This is a genomic window from Vibrio furnissii CIP 102972 (assembly GCF_000176175.1).
In the GTDB taxonomy this organism is placed as follows: domain Bacteria; phylum Pseudomonadota; class Gammaproteobacteria; order Enterobacterales; family Vibrionaceae; genus Vibrio; species Vibrio furnissii.
The window spans coordinates 97,224-116,709 of record NZ_ACZP01000014.1 but is presented as its reverse complement, the minus strand read 5'-3'; the positions used below and the strand labels follow the sequence as shown (position 1 = coordinate 116,709).

Here is a 19,486-nt window from a genome sequence, read left to right as displayed (position 1 = left end):
AACGACTTTCTTTGAAGACGCCTTTTTGGGGTTGGGAGACTAAGCCAGTGCTTGTGCCAGCAAGCTGACGGGGTGAATGGTTTCCAGCGCGGTGTTCTCTTCGATTTGCCATTTACAGGTTTCGCAGTCGGTGATCGCAAAATCAGCATCGGAGGCTTTGATCGAGTCAAACAGGTGCGAGCCGATTTTCATCGACACATCATAGTTCTCTTCTTTGAAGCCGTAGGTGCCCGCCAAACCGCAGCATTCGCTATCGAGGACAATCAGTTCTAGGCCCGGAATCATGCGCAGCAACTCAATGGTAAACATCACGTTGCCACTGCGTTCCAAGTGACAAGGCGTGTGATAAACCACTTTGAGGTTGACCGGTTTCATTTTCGGCGCATTGCCATTCATAAACTCTTTCAGTAGGAAGCGCGTGACGTATTCAATGTCGTTGGACACTTGGCTGTTGTCGACGCCGAGCACATGCGGGTATTCCTGTTGCAGCGTGAACGAGCAGGTCGAGGAGGTTGAAATCACTTTGGTATGATATTCATTGACCGCAGTTTCCATGTTCTTCACGTTCAGCAATGCGTTTTTACGCGCTTTGTCATGAAAACCGTTGGCAATCAAAGGCACGCCGCAGCATTTCTCGTTGTTCAGCAAGCGCACGCCAATATTCATCGCATTCAACACCTTCACCAGATCTTTGCCCAATTGTGGGTGGTTGTAGTTGACGTAGCAGCCATGAAAGTAGGTGACTTGGCGCTGATACAGCGGCTGGCTGGTGCAATTTTGTTTAAACCAGCGACGGAACGTGCCGTGCGAGTATTTCGGCAACGCTTTGTGGTCATGCACGCCGATGGTTTTGTGCATGATCTTTTTCACCAGTGGCATCGATGTGGCGAAGTTCACCACTGGTGCAAATGGCGTGGCCAGTGAGCCGAACAGGTCGGTGTGGCTCAGCACGTAGTCACGCATCAGTTTCGGATTGAGCGGTTTCTTGCCATGTTTACCCCGCGCGACGGCGATGATGTCGCCGATTTTCACCCCAGATGGACACGCCGTTTCGCAGCGTTTGCAGTTGGTGCAGTATTTAAGCGCTTCGTCGTAATATTCCGGGTTTTTAATGCGCAGGCGCTCGCCATCCGGCCCGCACTGTTTCGGGCCTGGGTAATCTGGGTTGGCTTTTGCCACGGGGCAGTACACCGTGCAGACGGTGCATTTAATACATTGGTCAAAGCTGGTGTTCAGAGGAGCAGCTTTTGAAAATGGCGCGTTCATGCGAGCACCTCCTGATCGAATGGGTTTGGGTGAGACGCTGACAATTGAGGTTCTAGGCATTGCATGATGGCGTGGTAGGCGGTGCCAATCGCGACGCCGCCACCGCACCCTTCAAACACGGGATCGTAACCCGACAACATGGAGCCGCAGCAGTACAAGTTTTTAATGGTGACGCCGCTGCGCTGTGGGTTCAGCTGCGCGTTGGTTTCGACACCGAATGCCATAAAAGGGTGTGAACGGTCGGCAAAGAAGGCCGGATTGCGCCAATCAACGCGCGCTGGTTTATGCGTCACTTGCAAGCCAAAGATCGGTTCTTGGATGGCGTGTTGCTCGGCATGCAACCCTTGGCTGAAATAGCTGCCGGTTGCCATGATGTAGTTGTCAGCGCTGATGGCCATGTCGCGCAGGTTTTGCGTTTGCAGGCTAACCAGACGCTCGCCGTCAAACGTGCCGTTGACCACTTTGTCGCCTTTGAGATGAATGCCACCCAGCAACAGGAAGGTGCGACTGAGCGCCTCTTCAATGCGAATACCCAGCAGCGATGGTGGCATGGTCGGTACTTCGTGAAATTGCAGTTGCGTGGTGTCGCGTAGCTTCGAGAGCAGCGTTAGGCCATCGCCGTTGCCCATGATCGCGGGCATGATCACCAAGTCGTTGCGATTGGCTGCACGCATCAAACCATCGCATAGCGCGGTCCACGCGGCATCGTGTTTCAGCAAACGTGCAATGTCGATTGAGCGCAGCTCATTTGGGTTGCGGCGGTATCCGTCAAACCCCGGAATCGACAGGGTGACCGTGTGAATCGGCACGCCTTGAAAATCGGGATGCTGGTGAAGGTTATCTTTCAGCATTTGTGGCTGAAAATCGCGATAGCCATCGATTGAAACCACCACAATACGCTCAAACGAAACTTCTTGGCGGTGTTGGTAAACAAATGGCTGCGATAGCCAAGTCGCTTTGAGCGTACCAAGCGGCGTGATGCGCCCGTGATTGGCCAAATCATCTTGATGCGATAGCGGCACGTTCGCGGTAGCGAGCGTTTGACGAAACCATTCCAGCCCTTTTTGCAGCGTGCTGCGACCCACCGTGTTGTACGGATGGGACGGCGCTTGTTGCTGCAATGCGTCGAGGGCATCAAACGGGTGGGTGACCGCGCTGCCATCTGGCAATTTCGCCAGCACATCAATGGAGCCGGAAGAGAAATGCAACGCGCTTTGGCCTTGATTGATGAGCACGGTTTTTTTGCAAGCTTGCAGGCTGCGAATTGCAGCGGTATAACCCGCAATGCCGCCGCCGATCACGGCCACATCATAATGCATCATAATTCCGCCTCCTGTTTTTGTTGTTCTGCTTGAGGGTGTTCTGATTGAGCGGGCTGGGGCAGGTCGCTGGCACCGAGTAATCCTTCGTAAATCCAATAGCTGAATTCCGCTTCGCGCAGCGCATCCCCCCAGAAAATGGGTTTGATGCCTTTCCAGCGCTCTTCCAGAAAATCGACCAACAATTCGCTCGATTGACAGCCATCGACCTGACCATATTCGGAAAACAGGCTGGCCGCACGGTAGCTGCACAGTTCGCCCTGACAAGGGCCCATGCCTAAGCGAGTGCGGCGGCGTAGATCGACCAAGTTGTTGACGTCGAGCTGTTTAATCGCGTATTCAATTTCGCCCGCGGTGACCATTTCACATTCACAAATAATCGCTTGGCTCTTGGCATCGTCAGACAAGAATTGCGTGGCGCGTTCACCATGGCGATAAATGGCGGATTCATACACCGGTTTGGCGATGCTGGCGGTTTTCTTGATGGCTTTTGGCGTTTCGTTTGACCCCGGCAGTGGGCGCGTGTGGGTTTCGCACGCTTGAGTGTTGCCCAGTTTCTTCGCCACTAAGTCGGTCGCCCATTCCGCCATTAAGCGGTAGGTCATCAGTTTGCCGCCGGTAATGGTGGTGAGGCCTTTGAGGCCGTCGCGCTCTTGGTGATCGAGCAAAACGATGCCGCGGCTGATATTCCGGCCACTGCCATCGTCATCTACCGATACCAAAGGACGTACCCCCGCGTAGGCACGCAGCACGCGCGTATTGGCCATGATCGGCGCAAGTTTCGCACCTTCTGCCAGCAGCACATCCACGTCACGTTCGGTGACGTGCAAGTTATCGATCTGGTCGTAATCAATGTGTTCGGACGTGGTGCCGATGAGTGAAATGGTGTCGCCGGGCACCAGAATGTCGGCATCAGAAGGTTTACGGCAACGGTTGATCACTAAGTTATTGATGCGGTAATCGAGGATCAACAGCGAACCCTTGGCAGGGAACATCTTGATGTTGAGGTCAGCATATTCGCAGATATGTTGTCCCCAAATGCCTGCGGCGTTGATCACTTCTTTGGCAAAGATTTCAAACTGTTGGTTGGTGCCCAATTGCAAACAGCGTACACCGAGTATGGTATCGCCTTGGCGAATCAAACTGGTGACGATGGTGCGGTTGAACATGCGCGCGCCGTGCTCTTTGGCATCAAGGACGTTTGAGGCACACAAACGGAACGGATCCAGCGTGCCGTCAGGTACTTTTACCGCGCCGATCAGCGCTGGGTTCACGTTCGGTTCGAGCGCGAGTGCTTCTCTCGGCGTTAAACGGGTCGCTTCGATACCAGCATTGCCGCAAGCCTGAATAAAGGTGTCTTGAAAGCTGAGTTCGTCTTCAGGCAGGGTAATGAATAGGCCATCGGTCGCTTCCACACAATGGCGAGCGATGCGTTTGAGCGTTTGGTTTTCCTGAATGCATTCTTTGGCCGATTCTGCATCAGTGACGGCATAGCGCGCGCCAGAGTGCAGCAAGCCGTGGTTACGACCTGTGGTGCCGGAGGCGATGTCATCTTTCTCTAGCAGAATGCACGCGATGCCTCGCAATGCGCAGTCTCGCATGATGCCTGTGCCGGTCGCGCCGCCGCCAATGATGACAACGTCGGTTTCCATTCGTTGATAAGCCGTCATGACCTTTACCTTATGCAACTTTAATAAACTTACAACTAGTATGTCTTTTTTTATCATTTACGTTCGATATATTGCTCACAAAAGCGCGAACGAGCGTTAAATTGATAGTTTTGGTGATTGTTTCGTGTCGGTGTGGAGAAATTAACCAACAATGTTGCTGATATTTAACAGGGTTAGGCACATATTTGTTACATGTAAATCGATGAAAACAGGAATAAATGCGCTAACGAGCTGGTCTGATGTGCAAGCGGAGTCAAGAACGTTGTTGGCAAATGAAAACGTATGATGCCTTGTTTAATAAGCAATTGCTCAGTTTATTAGGGTTTCTTGATTAGAAAATGGCGCGATAAAAACTAACCCTACTGATGAAATGATCAAAATGATGCGCCAATTAACAAAAAACGAGTTTGACATTAACAAATTTGTGCTCGAACGCTCATAAATTTCCTTATTCGATTTTCGAGAGTGCTCTTCTGTGTCAGATTTGCCCCACACAAAGTTTGTGTACATAACTATAAACAGGACTCTTACTTATGACTCGAACAAAACAACATACTCTTTTAGGAGAGTGTATCGCGGAGTTTATCGGCACCGGACTGCTGATTTTCTTCGGTGTGGGTTGTGTGGCAGCACTCGTGCTGACTAGCGCACAATTTGGTCAATGGGAAATCAGTATCATGTGGGGCATGGGCGTTGCCATCGCCATCTACTGTACAGCTGGTGTCTCAGGGGCTCACATTAACCCCGCGGTAACGATCGCTCTGGCCGCTTTCCATGGTTTTGATAAAGCGAAAGTGGTTCCTTATATTGTGGCGCAAGTGCTGGGTGCCTTCTGCTCGGCAGCATTGGTTTACGGCTTGTACAGCAACCTTTTTACCGATTACGAAATCGCGCACAATTTTGTACGTAGCAGCCAAGAAGCATTGGCCACTGCGGGTATCTTCTCGACGTATCCGAATGCTGCCTTGTCGTTTGGCGGTGCGTTCGCGGTCGAATTTACCATTACAGCCGTACTGATGTTTGCGATTTTGGCACTGGGCGATGAAAACAACGGTGCACACCGTAATGCGCTGAACCCATTGTTGATCGGTATTCTGATTGCAATCATCGGCGGCTCGCTTGGTCCACTAACTGGTTTTGCAATGAACCCAGCGCGTGACTTCGGTCCGAAGCTGTTCGCTTACCTGGCCGGTTGGGATTATGCACTGAGCGGCGCCAAAGACATCCCATATTTCATCGTCCCGATTGCAGCGCCAATTTTAGGTGCATGTTTTGGTGCGTGGGCATATCCGAAATTTATCGCGGTTTATCTTCCAACCGTGGGAACGGGCTGTACTATCCCGAACCAGTGTGATGACGTGGAAGAAAGTGAACAAGCACACGTCTAAAATGAAAGTAATTCGAAGTTAGCAAGAACGTGAAACTATAAGGAATAAACCATGACTGAGCAGAAATATGTGGTTGCATTAGATCAGGGCACCACCAGCTCGCGAGCTGTTGTACTCGACCACGATGCAAATATTGTGAGCGTTTCTCAGCGTGAATTCACTCAAATCTACCCAGAAGCGGGTTGGGTTGAGCATGATCCAATGGAAATCTACGCGACGCAAAGTTCAACGCTGGTTGAAGCGCTGGGCAAAGCGGGGATCCGTAGTGATGAAGTCGCGGCGATTGGTATTACCAACCAACGTGAAACCACCATCGTTTGGGACAAAGAAACAGGCAAACCGATTTACAACGCCATCGTATGGCAGTGTCGCCGTACGGCTGAAATCTGTGAAGAGCTGAAATCTCGTGACGGACTGGAAGCGTACATTCGCGAAAACACCGGCTTGGTGCTTGACCCGTACTTCTCGGGCACCAAAATCAAGTGGATTCTGGACAACGTTGAAGGCGCACGCGAAGCGGCTGAATCGGGCAAACTACTGTTTGGTACCGTCGATACATGGTTGGTGTGGAAAATGACCCAAGGTCGCGTACACGTGACTGATTACACCAACGCATCGCGTACCATGCTGTTTAACATCAACTCACTGCAGTGGGATGAGAAGATCCTGAAAGAGTTCGGCATTCCGCTGGCAATGATGCCAGAAGTGAAGCGCTCTTCAGAAGTGTACGGCCAAACCAACATCGGTGGTAAAGGCGGTACGCGTATTCCAATCGCAGGGATTGCGGGTGACCAACAAGCGGCGCTGTACGGCCAAATGTGTGTGAAAGCGGGTCAGGCGAAAAACACCTACGGCACAGGCTGCTTCCTGCTGATGAACACCGGTCAGGAAAAAGTGACGTCAAGAAATGGTCTGCTGACGACTCTGGCTTGTGGTCCGAAAGGCGAACCGGCTTACGCACTGGAAGGTGCAGTATTCATGGGCGGCGCTTCTATTCAGTGGCTGCGTGATGAGCTGAAACTGATCTCTGATGCGCACGACTCAGAATACTTCGCAACCAAAGTAGACACCTCAAACGGTGTGTACGTGGTGCCTGCATTTACGGGCCTTGGCGCACCATATTGGGATGCTTACGCACGTGGCACCATTGTGGGCCTGACTCGCGGCGTGAACTCAAACCACATCATCCGTGCAACATTGGAAAGTATTGCTTACCAAACTCGTGACGTCCTAGATGCGATGCAAGCAGACTCCGGCATTCGCCTGTCTGCACTGCGTGTGGATGGCGGTGCGGTTGCCAACAACTTCCTGATGCAGTTCCAATCTGATGTGCTGGATACCGAAGTACATCGTCCAAAAGTCACCGAAGTCACAGCACTGGGTGCCGCTTATTTGGCGGGCTTGGCTGTTGGTTTCTGGGATGACTTGGAAGAATTGAAAGATAAAGCCGAAATTGATCGCAGTTTTGAACCTCACCACGATGAAGAGAAACGTCAACGTCGTTACAAAGGTTGGAAACGCGCGGTGAAATGTGCGCAAGCATGGGCTGAGTTACATCACGAAGAAGAGTAATGTAACAACCATTGTGTGAATGACCGTTTCTTCGTAGGGGGGAAGCGGTTATCGGGGAAAAGTAAAAGCCCGGGCAATTGCCCGGGCTTTTTTTACACGTCTTTTTTTTATTTTTATTTAAGCGGCGTTTTGCACGCCTTCGGCTTTGTCAGCCTTCTTTTCTTGCTGCATTTTGAACAGGAAATATACGTTAACGCACGCAATGAACGCGTTGGTCGCGACCACGGGCCATGCGTTAATCATCAAACCGTACACAACAAATAGTGCACAGCCGATAAAGTTCAAAACGCGAAGTTTGACGATGTCTTTCATCGTAAGTGAGATAGCCACGCCGATTGATGCCGCGTAGCCCATGATTTCAACCATGTTCATGTCCATTTTTTGACCCTCTTTAAGTTTGCCGAACAGTGTCAGTGTCGGTACCAATCTTCTCGTCGTGAGATAAGTGAGGATGCTCCATGCCTCGAATGGTTCGGTTGTTTTCTATGATTACTATAACAACAGGGTTATTGTGATAAAACCCTCAAAAACGAGTTCGGTGAAGGTTAGCGATTACGCAAACGTTTAATGCTGTTCACAGTTTTGTCATTACCCAATTCTGTTGGTCCAAAAAGTAAGCAAAAGGGCAGGGTGAGGGAGCGGGTGAAACTGACGAGGCGTGTCTATAGAGCGTTTGAAGTGGGCTTAAGTGAACTTTCAGAATTGTTGACTAAAGAAAGTGTTGAAAACCACTTGGGAAAGGTGAAGCGCTTTAGTGTAGCCGTTCCAGATATCTAATCAACACGGTACCTTATGCCTCAATTGCGAGTGTTCTAATTGCGTGGATTAGAACGAAGCAAAACCGAATAGTACATATTCAGTATGCAGACAACACATCAATCACACTCGAAGGTCATCATACTAAAGAGGAAGTTGAATATTATTTCAACAAGAAAGAGAAGACGGAAATTTTCGTAGAGTCTGCGCCTGCTAAAAATGGCCTTGGTTGAGGGTTCTGCGTGAAAGTTACAAAGGCTCCAAAGTGATGGTTTATGAGCATTCTGGAGCCGTTGTTGTATGTTTCAGGTTACCCAAAAATATTAATCTACCACGCAACAACATAGTAATCGGCGTATAGCTCAGTCGTATTTTCAGTTCTAACAACTTGGAAAGACATGTTTACGACAGCATAGGAATTTTTTTTATTAGAAACCGCGAATTCTTTTGCTTCTTCTCGAGCGTTTTTGATAAACAAATTTTTTTGATTAGATACATAATTGACAGAGTCAGTATTCTTTTGGAAAAGATATCCATCTCCGGCGTAAGATGCATTGTGAGATGGATAGCCAGTCCAATTTTTATCAGTCAAACCGCCAGGGTAGTCACTGTAAAACACCCCTGAAAAGCTAGGCTCGGCAGCAAATACAATGCTAGAAAAAAATAATCCAATAATTATGGTAAACTTCTTCAACTTAAACTCCTCATTGAAATACAAAAATAATGCTCTGTTAAGGGGAGCAGCAACGCAATACCAATCACCTTAAACATTAAACGCAACGCATAGTAAAAATGCCACATGTTGCGAGTCACTTTTAAACGGTTTGTTATACTGTTACATTTCACCTGACTTAATTTTGGACTGAGCTTCACTTACGGTCTGCTTACCAAACAACAAATCCATCATTGCGATGATTCGTTTACGGTCATCTCCCCACTTATCTGAATTTGCACTATTTGGTGCCTTGAATTCGACTTCACCGACTTTCTCGCTATTTTTATACGCTTTAACTTTGGCATCTGCGATAAACGTTCTGAAGTCCCAGCTCCAACGTGATATATAGGTAAGTGTAAGCTCCGAACTTTTCGGTGTAGTTCCATCACTTACAACAGTACATTTATGCGCAGTATCCAAACACCACTCTTGCATTGAATCTAAGAAGATCTCTCGTGTCGCGTTATCTTTGACAATAGTGATCTCTTTACTCTGATTCTCTTGCGAGATTGCTTCCGCTGTATACTTCGGAGTAGCGCATGCTGCCAAAAACACAGGTAGACTAAGGATAAGTAGTTTCTTGTACATGTTACTTCTCTTTAAATAGAACTATTATTTTTCTTGAATTGCAATTAGCTGCATAATGCCCCATTAAGGTGTGAGCGAAGCGAAAATGCCAAGCGTTGCGAATCACTCTTAAACAGATTGTTAGATTTTATAATAATTTTTTCAATACCTTATGTGCTTGAACTGTAACCAATGTTATAGGCACATTATTAGGTTTTGTGAACCCAGTATTGATACTATAAGCTGTACATACTTGAAGAAACAAATCAAATTCATTAACTAAGTCTTTGTCATTTAGCAGAAGGAGGCGACTCTCAACAACATTTTGTTTTTTCTTTACTACATTCATTAACGCTATTCTTAGAGCATCTTCATTGTCCTTGGTAGAGTATGATAAATCAGATAACGCAAACATAAGCTCATCTATATACTTGATTATCATCGATGATGCTGCTTCATAAAACACCTTTCTTTTTTCTAATTTTTCCTGCCTTTTAAAGAAAAGGTATGAAATTATAAAACTAAATAAAGCAGTAAAAGCAACGGTAAATGTTTCTTTCGCATAAGGTAATTCAAGCATAATACTTCCTGTGAAATCTAGCCCCGTTTAAACGCTTTGTTATGTGTTTTTTCTCGGCTTCTGTCTTTTCGAATCGTGCCAGTTAAGTTCGCTATTCACGGGGCAATCTGCCATATGGTACGAGTAAAAACGGGGAGAAATTGACGGCAGATTAACTTCTACACCAAATTGCTCTGGCGTCAGAACCTTAGTTTTTAACGATCTAACTGCAGGGTTATTCTTCTGTGCTTCTAGGTTTTTTACCAACTTAAAATCCATAGTTAAAAAACAGTAGCAGTCATTTCTTTCCGCCGTGACAATATGCCAGATATCCTGTGAGTTTTTCTTACCTAGCACTCGAATTAAGTCATGATAAAGTGGGTCAGATTTTGATGCCAACCTATCTTTTCTTTGCTCTTCAAGACTTCTACAGCCAGAGCCAATAGCAAATGTATAATCGGGGTCATGGATAACTCGCATATCAAGCGCTTTAAATAATGAGCTATCAAACATCCTATAGCCTCGAAATCTTCCCATAGGTTGAGTTAATTGTTCATCTTTCAATTCATCAGAAAGACACAGTTCAATTACACCACGCCTAGCTAAATCTACAATACTTGGCAAATATTTAATTGAGGCAAATTCACGATATTTGCAACCTTTTCTATGCACTGGAATTCTAGATAGGTAACCAGTATCTATTGTAGTATCGCCCCACTTTTTTCTACCATTTGATATCCATGCGGTTTCATGAGTAACACCGTGAAACAGAACTGTGTTGTCCACTAAAATTGAAGTAACTTTGAGCTTACGTAGATTTTTTTCGATACATGAATTTCGGAACTCAATGTATTTATCTACAACTTTAGGAAGTAATTTATACTGAAATTTTTGTTTTAAAGTCACTGAAGTTCCTCCCACATTTGTGCGCGAACACATAACGCCACATTAAGGTATGAGCAACGCTACCACAACACTCAATTATTGCGCCGTAAACACAAAAGCCAATTAAAACCAAAGCTGCCTAGTGTTGCAAATCCGTCTTAAAGCGTTTGTTAGTTTTTATCTTTTACGACGTTCTTTTCTGTCTCTTGATTCCCAATTCCAGTGTGAATCTATATTTAAGGCTCCGAGTATTTCACCAAGCATACCAATAGTTACATGCTCTTCTTTGCAAGCATCAGCTACTTCAAGGCAATAGTTTGATTCAGGTTTCGCCATGTAAATCATAGTCCCTGCGCCAATGTGTTCATTTCTAGTTAAGAAATCAGTAAGACTGTAGCGGTAACAATCCGAAGCAAGGATCAATATGTCTCCACCTCTTACGCGCGTAACTCTATAGATATAGTCCGATGGGTCTGTAACTCTTTCCCACGACGCAACGTTAGAATGGTTGTTTAAAGCTCTTTCCCAGAATGGCAGGATTGAAGAATGTAGATCTTTTCCCATTTAAATTACCTGTTCCAAATTTTTAATTTTGCTCTTGAAAGAAAGGAAACTTTCTTTCTCAATTTCACTAAATACAGAAAGATGCAAACTTTCACCTTTCTCGGTTTTACACTTATCCACAATACCTTTGAGTTGATTTGCCACTTCTTTGATGCCTACAAAAGTAGATGAGTTGGTTTTTATTAAAATATCTATATCATGATAATTTTCGTTGTACAAAAAGCTACCAAACAGATACACACTTTCCAAATCCAACCCTGAGAGCTCACTCTGTAACCAACCAGACAATTTTTCTTTTCTACGTAGATGAGCTTTACTTACTTTCTTATAGCTATAAATTAGGTCAGCAAACTCTTGTGGAAACTGGTGGTTGGAATAATCAATGCCGCCATTTTCAACATGAACTTTAAAGTGCTCAATATGTGATTTCATTTTGTCGATAATGCGTTTTTCTACAGGTGTGAATCTCTTTATAGTGCTGATTATTTGATAGATTTTCGCATTATTGGGTAAAATAATCTCTAATTTAGCATTGTTCCACACAGAAAACTCCATACGCAGTTCTTCTTGATTGTGCTGAGATGAATTAGGACCACATTCTTTAAATACGCGCTCATTCTCTTCTATTAATTTTATTAATGTTGGTGTGGCTTTCTTTAGAGAAGCAAACTGCTTGCAACTTTTATCACCTTGCTCAAGATGGGCTTTGTAGAACAGCCAAAGTGAAACAAGCACAAACAACACTCCTACGTAGAAAACTGTAGTACTCGCTCCATCAGACAGTTGCACTTTAAGCACAAAGTCACGTGTAATCAGCTCCAAAGATAACAAAAGCTCAATTAAAAGATTTTTTCCAATTAAAGTCGCCCCTAGGGTAAATGTTAACAGTATAATTTTGTTAACATAATTCGGGTTCAATACATTGTTCAGCTTTGTTAGTAGGATTTGCTTCAAAACTAAATCTTGGGACATCTAAACCTCTAATAAAAACTAACGCCGCGTTAAGGTGTGAGTAACGCAACACCACAGCCTCAATATTGCGCCTTAAACACGATGCTCAACGCAAAGTGAAAATGCCACGCGTTACGAATCACTCTTAAACGCTTTGTTAGCATTTGGGCTCATACGCAGTGCACTAGCCTTGAATTCAGGTCGTTTCGCAACTACTAATACACGCCAGAACTCATGGATTGTATATAACACGATTAAGCCGACCATCCACCAAACAACGCTTTTAACAGTTAAATCAAACGCATAAGTTAAGAAAGATACTATATATAAAATTGATGTGTTCGACATGCCCTGTAAAACAAACCAGTCCGCCATTGTTCCTAAGTGCCCCGCTGGGTAATACTTAAAATGCACTAAGACTGCATCCGAAACCCAAGTTACAATAAACAGAAACAGGAAACTGGGTGATGCAATGGATATAGACAGTATAATTAACTTAATTGTATCCAACTGAATAAAAATTGGTTTATTCAACTTATAAATTAGTAAAAATGCTGGTGCGATAAAAGATACGAAAAACACAGAAATGATAACTACAGCATTCGTATCCAAACTTTTCAAATCATCTACAATACTCATTTATTTCCTCATGAATGCTAACAGTCTCTTTTAATTTGGCCTAATCTGTATAAGCTCAGAACAAAATACAGACAGTGTCTATCTAATACACCATACCAAACTGGCCACATACGCTTTAGTAGTTTCATGTTTCAAAGCTGACAAATGAAACGCATCAACAGTATCAGACGAGTGAGTCTTTTGGTGTGATCGATTTGGGTTTTATCACCATAATTACGCATCAATGTGCATTCGTTTGGTTGATCAGATTATGAGCATCAAGAAAGAGGGTAAACAGTAGGTCACTGCCAGATCTGGTCTGAATTCATACAGATAAACAAAAACCCGCCAATGGGCGGGCTGATATTCAATTTAAGTAATTGATTTATATTGCTTGTATAAATTTAATGACCACATTTTGTCCTCAGGTGTGGTTCTAATAGCTCCAGCCTAAGTTTCCGACATCCAGATTTAGATCGGTTCCTTTGTCGCTCTTTGCCTTGTCCACCGTCACCGGTTTGTCTGACTTAATTGTCAGTGCGACTTCCGATCGGCTGTTCAACGTCTGGCTCTTGATTGGCTGATAGGGATTGTTCGGTTTGGCAGCCGATAGGCCGCTGCTTTGTCCGTCAGTATAGGCTTTGGTGCGGTCTGTTTGGTTGCGGGTTTCGTTGGTTACAATTCCCAGCGTGGCGTTCTTGTCTTTGATACTGTCGAGTTTGTTCGCCAGGTTATCGACTTCTGTGCCGGCATCGTCCAAACCAGTTTTCCAGCCGTCAGGAATGAGAGAGTCCGGCAGCAGGTTGATGAGCTTCTTAATCCCGTCCCACAGTCCGCTGAATTGATCCTTCACCCAGTTGACAACTTTGTCTAAGCCGATGAACTTATCCACCAGATAGGTAATGGCAATAATTGCGGCACCAATCGCCGTGACCATCATGCCAATCGGGTTGGCCATGATCACCGCATTGAGGCCAATCAGCGCCACTTTGGCGATCGCCAACATGGTGATAATGCCTTTGAAGTTCTGCGTAACAAAAATCAGCCCTTTACCCAAGAACTCCAGCGCCTGATACAGCCCGTTGACGGTCTGAATCACTTTGTCCATAAACTCGGTGCGCCACTGGGTGTTTTTGAATTTCTCCGAGAACTCGGTAAACAGCCTGGTAGCTTTCTCCATAATCGGCGCCAGCGCGGCAAACTTAATCGAGCGCAGGCTTTCTGAAATGCGCTGCACTGCGTCGTTGTACGCTTCGGCTTTTGCCGCATCTTCGGCGGTAGCACCACCACCCAAATCGTTGAATTCCTGACGCGCAGCAGTCAGCCCCTGCGTGCCTTCTCGCAGCATGATGAGCATTTCCCGCCCGCTGTCACCAAAGGCGGCATCCGCAAACGCCATCTGCTCCTGCGCGGTTTTAAGTTTAGAGAAAGACTCCAGCAGCATCTGATAGGCTTCCTGCGTATCTTTCGCGCCCTGTAAATCGCGGAACGCGGCGTTCTTACTCTTTTTCAGATAACTGCCCAGTGCGCCCGCTCCGGTGGTTTGGAGTACACCCAGACGACGGGTAAAGCGGGTCATCGAGGCCGACAGCGCATCGGCGCTCACGCCCGCGTGTTCGGCCTGCGATTGCATGGCCTGCAGTTCGCCGATCGGCAGATTGAGGTTGGCGGATTTCTTGGCAAGTTTGTCCATCTCTGCCGCGCTGCTGTTCACCTCGGCTGCCAGTCCGGCCAGGCTGAAACCTCCGAGCAGGGCGGTCCCTTTCCCGAGTGCGGAACCAGCCACATTGGGCAGGCGGATCATGCTATTGAGTTTTTGCAGAGGGGTCACCGCGAGCCGAAATCGATTGTACCTTTTTGTCAGCTTGTCAATTTCCGCGCCGTGCTTTTTGTAGCGACTTTCCAGCCGCTTGTTCTCGCCATCGAGGTCGTGCACTTTGACGCCTGTCTTTTTCAGCTCACCACCCAATTTGACCAGGTGTGTTTTGTACTGGTCCTGCTGCTGTGTGAGCTTATCGACCCGCTGCTGCTGTTTGGCAATTTTCTCAGTGAGGGCGGCGGTCGGTTTACCCGCTGCTGCCGCGTTGGCTTGCAGCTCCCGAAGTTTTTCACTGGCCGATGCCATCGCAAGCGCATTCTGGCTCATCGCCTTTTTGGTGTTTTTGAATGAGCCAATCATGCCGATCGCGGCCGAGTCATCCGCCTGCGCTTTCTGAATCTTTTTGATGGCTTTGGCGTAGTGGTCGGAATCACTCGCCATGCCTTTGAGTGGCGCGGACACTTTGTCTTTCAGTCCCATCACCACGGAGAGGTTCATCTTCATCCGGATGTCCTTCATACAAAAAAGAGAGCTAATCGCTCTCTTGTGTTTCGGTTCGTTGCCGTGCCAGCTCGCGGAACAGTAATAAATCGTCGTAGCTGAGGGCGTCTATTTCGCTCGGCGGCCAGTGAAAAGCCATGGCGATGTCGGCGTAGTAGTCCTCAACCCGGTTTATCAGAGTTCCGTATTCACGAAAAAAGAGGCGATGGTGGTCAAAAGTGGCGCCCAGTTCTCCGGTGGCAGGTTCAGCACATCGCGCTCAGTCAGAGACGAAATGCGCGGCAGCAGGATTTCGCCGGCCTCAAATTTCATCTCACACACATCAATCAGGCTGAGCCCGCGCAGGTTGCCTGAATGCGGTTTGCGAATGTCCACCGTGTTGATTTCCACGCCATCTTTCACGATAGGGGTGGCCAGTGTGGCCGTTTTCACTTCAGCCTGATTGTTAATCGGAGTTGCCATAACCGAGTTCTTCCTTCAGTTCGTTGAGCCGGGTCTTGCGACCGCCTTTGTTCGGGTCGAGTTTCATCACCGCATCAAACAGCGCGTACGCTTTCTCTGTGTCGCCGTCTGCGTCATACCAGTCACCTGCCAGACGGAACATCTTCACTTTGAGCGGCGCGTTGGTGGCGAGGTTTCCGGCCTGCAAATCGGTGACAGCCTGGAGCAGGTAGTCGCGGTTAAACGCCAGCTTCTCTTTCGAGGCACTGTGCGAGTACTGAAACACGATGTCGCAGAACGCGGTCTGGCCGTTTGACTTCCAGCTGTCCGGCGTTTCCAGTCCCATGTCGATGGCCGCCCGGAAGCTGTCGTGTACCGTCGTCAGTTGGCCTAAATCGACCTGCCACTGATAGAACCACCACACCACATCGAGATTGCCGAGGTCGGTATGAGTAGTGAGAAGCTTCTCAACCAGCGGCTGGTATTTCTTCACCAGCTCGGCTTTGTACGGGTCTTTTTCCTGAGAGCCGGCCAGAGTGCGCAGGAACGCCAAATCCTGTTTAAGCATGGCCTGCGTTTCTTCCCACGGTTTGTCGGCCAGCGTCGGGCGGGCGCTTTTGCCCGTCGCTACGGGTTGCGCCACGGCTGGCAGCGGATTGGCCTGAGCCGCCTTTTGTTGCTGAGCCTGACGTTTTAACAAGATCGATAGCATGTCACGCTCCTTATTGCGAAATGAGCTCGTAGCCGTTGAACAGCACTTCCAGCTGGCCGTCTTTGACGTTCAGCGTAAGCGGGTCCACCGTCCAGGCATCCGTGAGGGTGTAAACTTTGCCGCTGTTGAGTTCAAGGGTGATGTTTTCATCCACGAACGCTTTGATGGCGTCTTCATCGGTCGCTTTGGCATGCACGATGGTGGCTTTGATGTAGGGCGCGCCGTCGTACACTTCGCTGTGTCCCAGCACGCCGTCATCGCCCATGACCGCTTCACGCTTGAGGTTACCAAACCCGATTTCTGCGCCTTCTTTAATGGGCAGGCGGCCCAGAGAGCCGGCGTTCAGCACGGCGCGGCTGGTGATTGTGGTTCCCATGGCTTACTTCCTGAATTGAATTTTGCCGGCAACGATGATCAATCCGTTCACGAACTGCGGTGAGTCCTGATAGTTGATCCGCTGCTTGTTGGTGTCATCGAGCTCAACAATGAGCGACTTCTTGTAGCCGTCGAAGTCCTGCACGATGCCGTTGTATTCCAGCTCTTTGTACAGCGCCAGCAGCTCGGTTTTGAACATACTGGGCGTGACAATCGCCTGTCCCGGCGCAAAGCGGGTGCCGTCTTTGGCCACTTTGAAACGGGCGTATTTGCTTAAGATGCGCGAGCGTTGTTTCTGACGAAAATACATCGCCGTAGCCGGCGTCATGATGTCGAGGTAGCTGTTGTCGGCGATGCCTGATGCGTTTTCGGTGTAAGCGGTGACCGCGCGCTCCACCTGCACCTCTTTGGTGGAGGTGACGACGTACGTGCCCATCCCTTCATGGAGCAGCAGATTACGCTCGGCCCAGTCAAACTCGGTGTCCGCAACGGAGTAGACGCCGTTCATCTTGAGTGTTTGCAGCGGGCGGCACGGGTCGTTAGCCAGTGACGGCGCAATTTGTCCCGCCCAGGCACCGATCGCCGCTGCATCCGACAGGGCTTCATTGGCAGAGTTACCGAGCGCATTCACCGGCATAAAGCTGATCAGCGGGCAGTTGCTTTTATTGGCAAAGGTAATCAGCTCCGCATGGGTGCCTTTTTTCGGGATATAAGCCACACCTGGGATCTGCTGCAGCGCCTGATAACGTTTCTCCAGAAACTCGCCCAAGTCGCGGATGGTGGTGTCATCATTGAGCGAGCAGAGGATGTGGTGGTACTGCACATCACCCAGAGCCGCCAGTGCTGACATGGTATCGGCCGCGTCCACGCTGATGGCGTAGACGGGCATGCTTTCATCCTGCTTGCGAAAGTAGGTCACCATGTCGACGATGTCTGAAGCGCCGAACTGCACCTGCGCTTTGGTTTCATCCATACACAATACGACGGTGTTGGGCGCCACCGAGGCACCCGCAACCGCGTTGCCGATCACTAGGCACAGTTGCTGGTCTTCCGCACTGTTGGCCAGGCTGTTGTCGATTTCGACATACATGCCGGGCACATAAGCGCTGGCCGGAACTTCTGAGAAGCTGATGCTCATTGGCCGTTCTCCTTATTCGTTGCCGTTTTCGTGGTGACGAGCACGACGGATTTATCTTTAATGCGACGCAGCCAATAAGGGTTACGCGGCTTCTCTTCGCCCGCGGTCTTTAACGGCTCGCGGGTATCCGGGTCACGAACCAGTAACCCTTTTTGTGGTTTGACTTTGATGGTTTGCATTTAACTTTCCACGTCAGTTGTAAAGTGCTCGGCCGCCATGGCGAGCAGCTCGCGTTCGATCTCCGGCGTCCAGCCGATGAAGGTACGTCGGGGCATCTGATAGTTCTGCTTGACCCGCCGCCCGCCTTGCCAGCGTCCGGTCCTGCTGTCGAAGAAGCCATTCACGCGGGTGGTAAACGAGAGCTGGCTGCCTTGATTGTGTTCCTGGCCGATGCGCCCGGCGACGCCCGCAAGACCCACTTCAAAATGGTGTTCATCGGCCTGCGTGCGCAGGGATTTCGACAGGCCCATCAACATGTTCTTGTTGTTGACGGTATGGCGTGACGTCCCGTCCCGCAGACTCACTTTTTTGCGGCCCGTGCGGCTCTGGTACGGGTTATTCTCAATGTCCCGCTGCGCCCGGATTTGAGCGCGGAAGAACTGGCGCGCGCGATTGGCCATGCGCCGGTTCAAATCCAGTTTGTCAGTGGCGGTCAGCACCAGACGCTCGACCACCTGAGTGAGCTGCTCCGGTGTTTTCAGTGTGAGTTCGTTCATGGCAAGTCATCCAGATGGCCGACAAACAGCACCAGTTCGTTCAGGTCGTCTTCGTCGACACGGGCAGCAAAATCGCCCACGCATTCAAAACGCTCGCCGTGTTGCTTCCAGTTTCCTTGCGGGTGGGCTTGCAGTGCAAAGGCTTCCCGCAGGTCAATCTTGATTTTGATGTCGCAGCGGCCGTTATCCAGCAGCTCGGTGGCGAAGGTCGGAAACGGCAACCCTTTTTCCATCCGGTACGGGTCGTGCGTATTCATCCAGGAGACTAAGTGCATCATCAGAATGTGCGGCTGCACTCTGACATCCTGCATGAACACGATGGCGGTGTACTCAAGCTCAAACCCGTCGACGCTGTCGCCCTGAGTGCAGAACAGCGCACCGTCTTCGGCCCAGACGGTGAAGTTCTTGGCATCAATCACGTGCTTTCTGAACAGGTCCGTTAAACTTTGCAGCGCTTTCATCACACCACCTCAAAACAGTAGGTTTCCTGCCCGTGAAGCAGCAGGTCCACCGCTTGGCGGTATTGCACCTCGCAATGGTATTTCTTGCTGCTCAGCGCTTCCTGACGCTCGGCCGCTTCGGCGGTGGCATCGGAGCTGAGGCGGATGCCGATCAGCTCGCTGGCCGTCAGCGCAAACACCGCCTGGGTGTAGAGCGTGGTGCCGGATTCTTCATCGCCGAATTTGTCCTTTGAGAGCGCGGCAAGGCTCTCGTACTGCGCGATGGTATTCACAAGTTCGCGGTGCACCTTAATGCGCGAGACTTTCGCCTGTTGCAGAATGCCTGCCTCTGTCTCATTGCTGAGGAAATGAAACAGAGACTGAAACTCTGAAATTTTGAGCGCAGGAAAGTTATCCGTGGTGGGCAGCTCGGAGGCATACAGATCGCTTTTATTGCCGATAAATTCCATACATCACCTTTGAGGGAATGCAGGCAGCAGTGCACGAATAACAA

General features: G+C 48.7%; 23 protein-coding genes. 2 read left to right on the top strand and 21 right to left on the bottom strand.

Annotated elements, in window-relative coordinates:
• Positions 1–39 precede the first annotated feature (39 nt).
• From glpC to glpA, 3 genes are read right to left on the bottom strand one after another with little or no spacing between them, the layout of a single operon-like run.
• Positions 40–1,266, bottom strand: a complete 1,227-nt coding sequence (glpC, locus tag VFA_RS10830; protein ID WP_004726856.1) for an anaerobic glycerol-3-phosphate dehydrogenase subunit GlpC — start codon at positions 1,264–1,266, stop codon at positions 40–42.
• Positions 1,263–2,588 carry a glycerol-3-phosphate dehydrogenase subunit GlpB gene (gene glpB / locus VFA_RS10825; RefSeq protein ID WP_004726855.1) on the bottom strand — a complete coding sequence of 442 codons (1,326 nt, stop codon included), beginning with the start codon at positions 2,586–2,588 and terminating at the stop codon, positions 1,263–1,265. The genes glpC and glpB overlap by 4 nt, the downstream gene beginning before the upstream one ends.
• Complete coding sequence (gene glpA, locus VFA_RS10820; protein WP_004726854.1) at positions 2,585–4,255, bottom strand: anaerobic glycerol-3-phosphate dehydrogenase subunit A; 1,671 nt, start codon at positions 4,253–4,255, stop codon at positions 2,585–2,587. The genes glpB and glpA overlap by 4 nt, the downstream gene beginning before the upstream one ends.
• A gap of 533 nt (positions 4,256–4,788) precedes the next feature.
• Here glpA and VFA_RS10815 point away from each other — a divergent pair.
• Together VFA_RS10815 and glpK are read left to right on the top strand one after the other, a co-directional pair.
• Positions 4,789–5,643, top strand: a complete 855-nt coding sequence (locus VFA_RS10815) for an MIP/aquaporin family protein (protein ID WP_004726853.1) — start codon at positions 4,789–4,791, stop codon at positions 5,641–5,643.
• Positions 5,644–5,694: 51 nt separating this feature from the next.
• A complete protein-coding gene (gene glpK, locus VFA_RS10810) occupies positions 5,695–7,215 on the top strand; it encodes a glycerol kinase GlpK (RefSeq protein ID WP_004726852.1) in 1,521 nt (506 codons plus the stop codon).
• 117 nt (positions 7,216–7,332) lie between these two features.
• Here the strand turns inward: glpK and VFA_RS10805 are convergent, their stop codons facing one another.
• The 18 genes from VFA_RS10805 to VFA_RS10720 form a co-directional block, all read right to left on the bottom strand.
• Positions 7,333–7,593 carry a YgjV family protein gene (locus VFA_RS10805; protein WP_004726851.1) on the bottom strand — a complete coding sequence of 87 codons (261 nt, stop codon included), beginning with the start codon at positions 7,591–7,593 and terminating at the stop codon, positions 7,333–7,335.
• A gap of 706 nt (positions 7,594–8,299) precedes the next feature.
• The gene (locus tag VFA_RS10795) at positions 8,300–8,665 is read right to left on the bottom strand and encodes a hypothetical protein (protein WP_081454448.1); all 366 of its coding nucleotides are present in this window, start codon (positions 8,663–8,665) and stop codon (positions 8,300–8,302) included.
• Between the two features lie 141 nt (positions 8,666–8,806).
• The gene (locus VFA_RS10790; RefSeq protein WP_038151596.1) at positions 8,807–9,274 is read right to left on the bottom strand and encodes an Sbal_3080 family lipoprotein; all 468 of its coding nucleotides are present in this window, start codon (positions 9,272–9,274) and stop codon (positions 8,807–8,809) included.
• Between the two features lie 127 nt (positions 9,275–9,401).
• Positions 9,402–9,833, bottom strand: a complete 432-nt coding sequence (locus tag VFA_RS10785) for a hypothetical protein (protein WP_038151592.1) — start codon at positions 9,831–9,833, stop codon at positions 9,402–9,404.
• 39 nt (positions 9,834–9,872) lie between these two features.
• Positions 9,873–10,718 (bottom strand): hypothetical protein, encoded by an 846-nt coding sequence (locus VFA_RS10780; protein WP_115333281.1) that lies wholly within the window; start codon positions 10,716–10,718, stop codon positions 9,873–9,875.
• Between the two features lie 156 nt (positions 10,719–10,874).
• Complete coding sequence (locus VFA_RS10775) at positions 10,875–11,261, bottom strand: hypothetical protein (RefSeq protein WP_038151590.1); 387 nt, start codon at positions 11,259–11,261, stop codon at positions 10,875–10,877.
• Positions 11,262–12,233 (bottom strand): nucleotidyltransferase domain-containing protein, encoded by a 972-nt coding sequence (locus tag VFA_RS10770; RefSeq protein ID WP_004726849.1) that lies wholly within the window; start codon positions 12,231–12,233, stop codon positions 11,262–11,264.
• A gap of 111 nt (positions 12,234–12,344) precedes the next feature.
• Entirely contained in the window at positions 12,345–12,851 is a 507-nt protein-coding gene (locus VFA_RS10765; RefSeq protein WP_038151587.1) for a hypothetical protein, read from the bottom strand.
• 415 nt (positions 12,852–13,266) lie between these two features.
• Positions 13,267–15,153, bottom strand: coding sequence for a phage tail tape measure protein (locus tag VFA_RS10760; RefSeq protein WP_004726848.1), 1,887 nt, complete (start codon positions 15,151–15,153; stop codon positions 13,267–13,269).
• Between the two features lie 28 nt (positions 15,154–15,181).
• Positions 15,182–15,289, bottom strand: a complete 108-nt coding sequence (locus VFA_RS23190; RefSeq protein ID WP_081454447.1) for a GpE family phage tail protein — start codon at positions 15,287–15,289, stop codon at positions 15,182–15,184.
• Between the two features lie 35 nt (positions 15,290–15,324).
• A complete protein-coding gene (locus VFA_RS10755) occupies positions 15,325–15,612 on the bottom strand; it encodes a phage tail assembly protein (RefSeq protein WP_004726847.1) in 288 nt (95 codons plus the stop codon).
• On the bottom strand, positions 15,596–16,303 hold the full coding sequence (gpM, locus tag VFA_RS10750; protein WP_004726846.1) for a phage terminase small subunit: 708 nt from the start codon (positions 16,301–16,303) through the stop codon (positions 15,596–15,598). The genes VFA_RS10755 and gpM overlap by 17 nt, the downstream gene beginning before the upstream one ends.
• Before the next feature lie 10 nt (positions 16,304–16,313).
• Positions 16,314–16,679 carry a phage tail tube protein gene (locus VFA_RS10745; RefSeq protein ID WP_004726844.1) on the bottom strand — a complete coding sequence of 122 codons (366 nt, stop codon included), beginning with the start codon at positions 16,677–16,679 and terminating at the stop codon, positions 16,314–16,316.
• A 3-nt stretch (positions 16,680–16,682) separates the two neighbouring features.
• Positions 16,683–17,816: a phage tail sheath subtilisin-like domain-containing protein gene (locus VFA_RS10740; protein WP_004726842.1), complete on the bottom strand. Its 1,134-nt coding sequence runs from the start codon at positions 17,814–17,816 to the stop codon at positions 16,683–16,685.
• Positions 17,813–17,995 (bottom strand): DUF2635 domain-containing protein, encoded by a 183-nt coding sequence (locus VFA_RS10735; protein ID WP_004726841.1) that lies wholly within the window; start codon positions 17,993–17,995, stop codon positions 17,813–17,815. The genes VFA_RS10740 and VFA_RS10735 overlap by 4 nt, the downstream gene beginning before the upstream one ends.
• Entirely contained in the window at positions 17,996–18,532 is a 537-nt protein-coding gene (locus tag VFA_RS10730) for a phage virion morphogenesis family protein (protein ID WP_004726840.1), read from the bottom strand. It abuts the gene before it with no gap.
• Positions 18,529–18,993, bottom strand: coding sequence for a phage tail protein (locus VFA_RS10725; RefSeq protein ID WP_004726838.1), 465 nt, complete (start codon positions 18,991–18,993; stop codon positions 18,529–18,531). The genes VFA_RS10730 and VFA_RS10725 overlap by 4 nt, the downstream gene beginning before the upstream one ends.
• Positions 18,993–19,442: a head completion/stabilization protein gene (locus VFA_RS10720; protein WP_004726837.1), complete on the bottom strand. Its 450-nt coding sequence runs from the start codon at positions 19,440–19,442 to the stop codon at positions 18,993–18,995. Before VFA_RS10720 ends, VFA_RS10725 begins: the two co-directional genes overlap by 1 nt.
• Positions 19,443–19,486 lie beyond the last annotated feature (44 nt).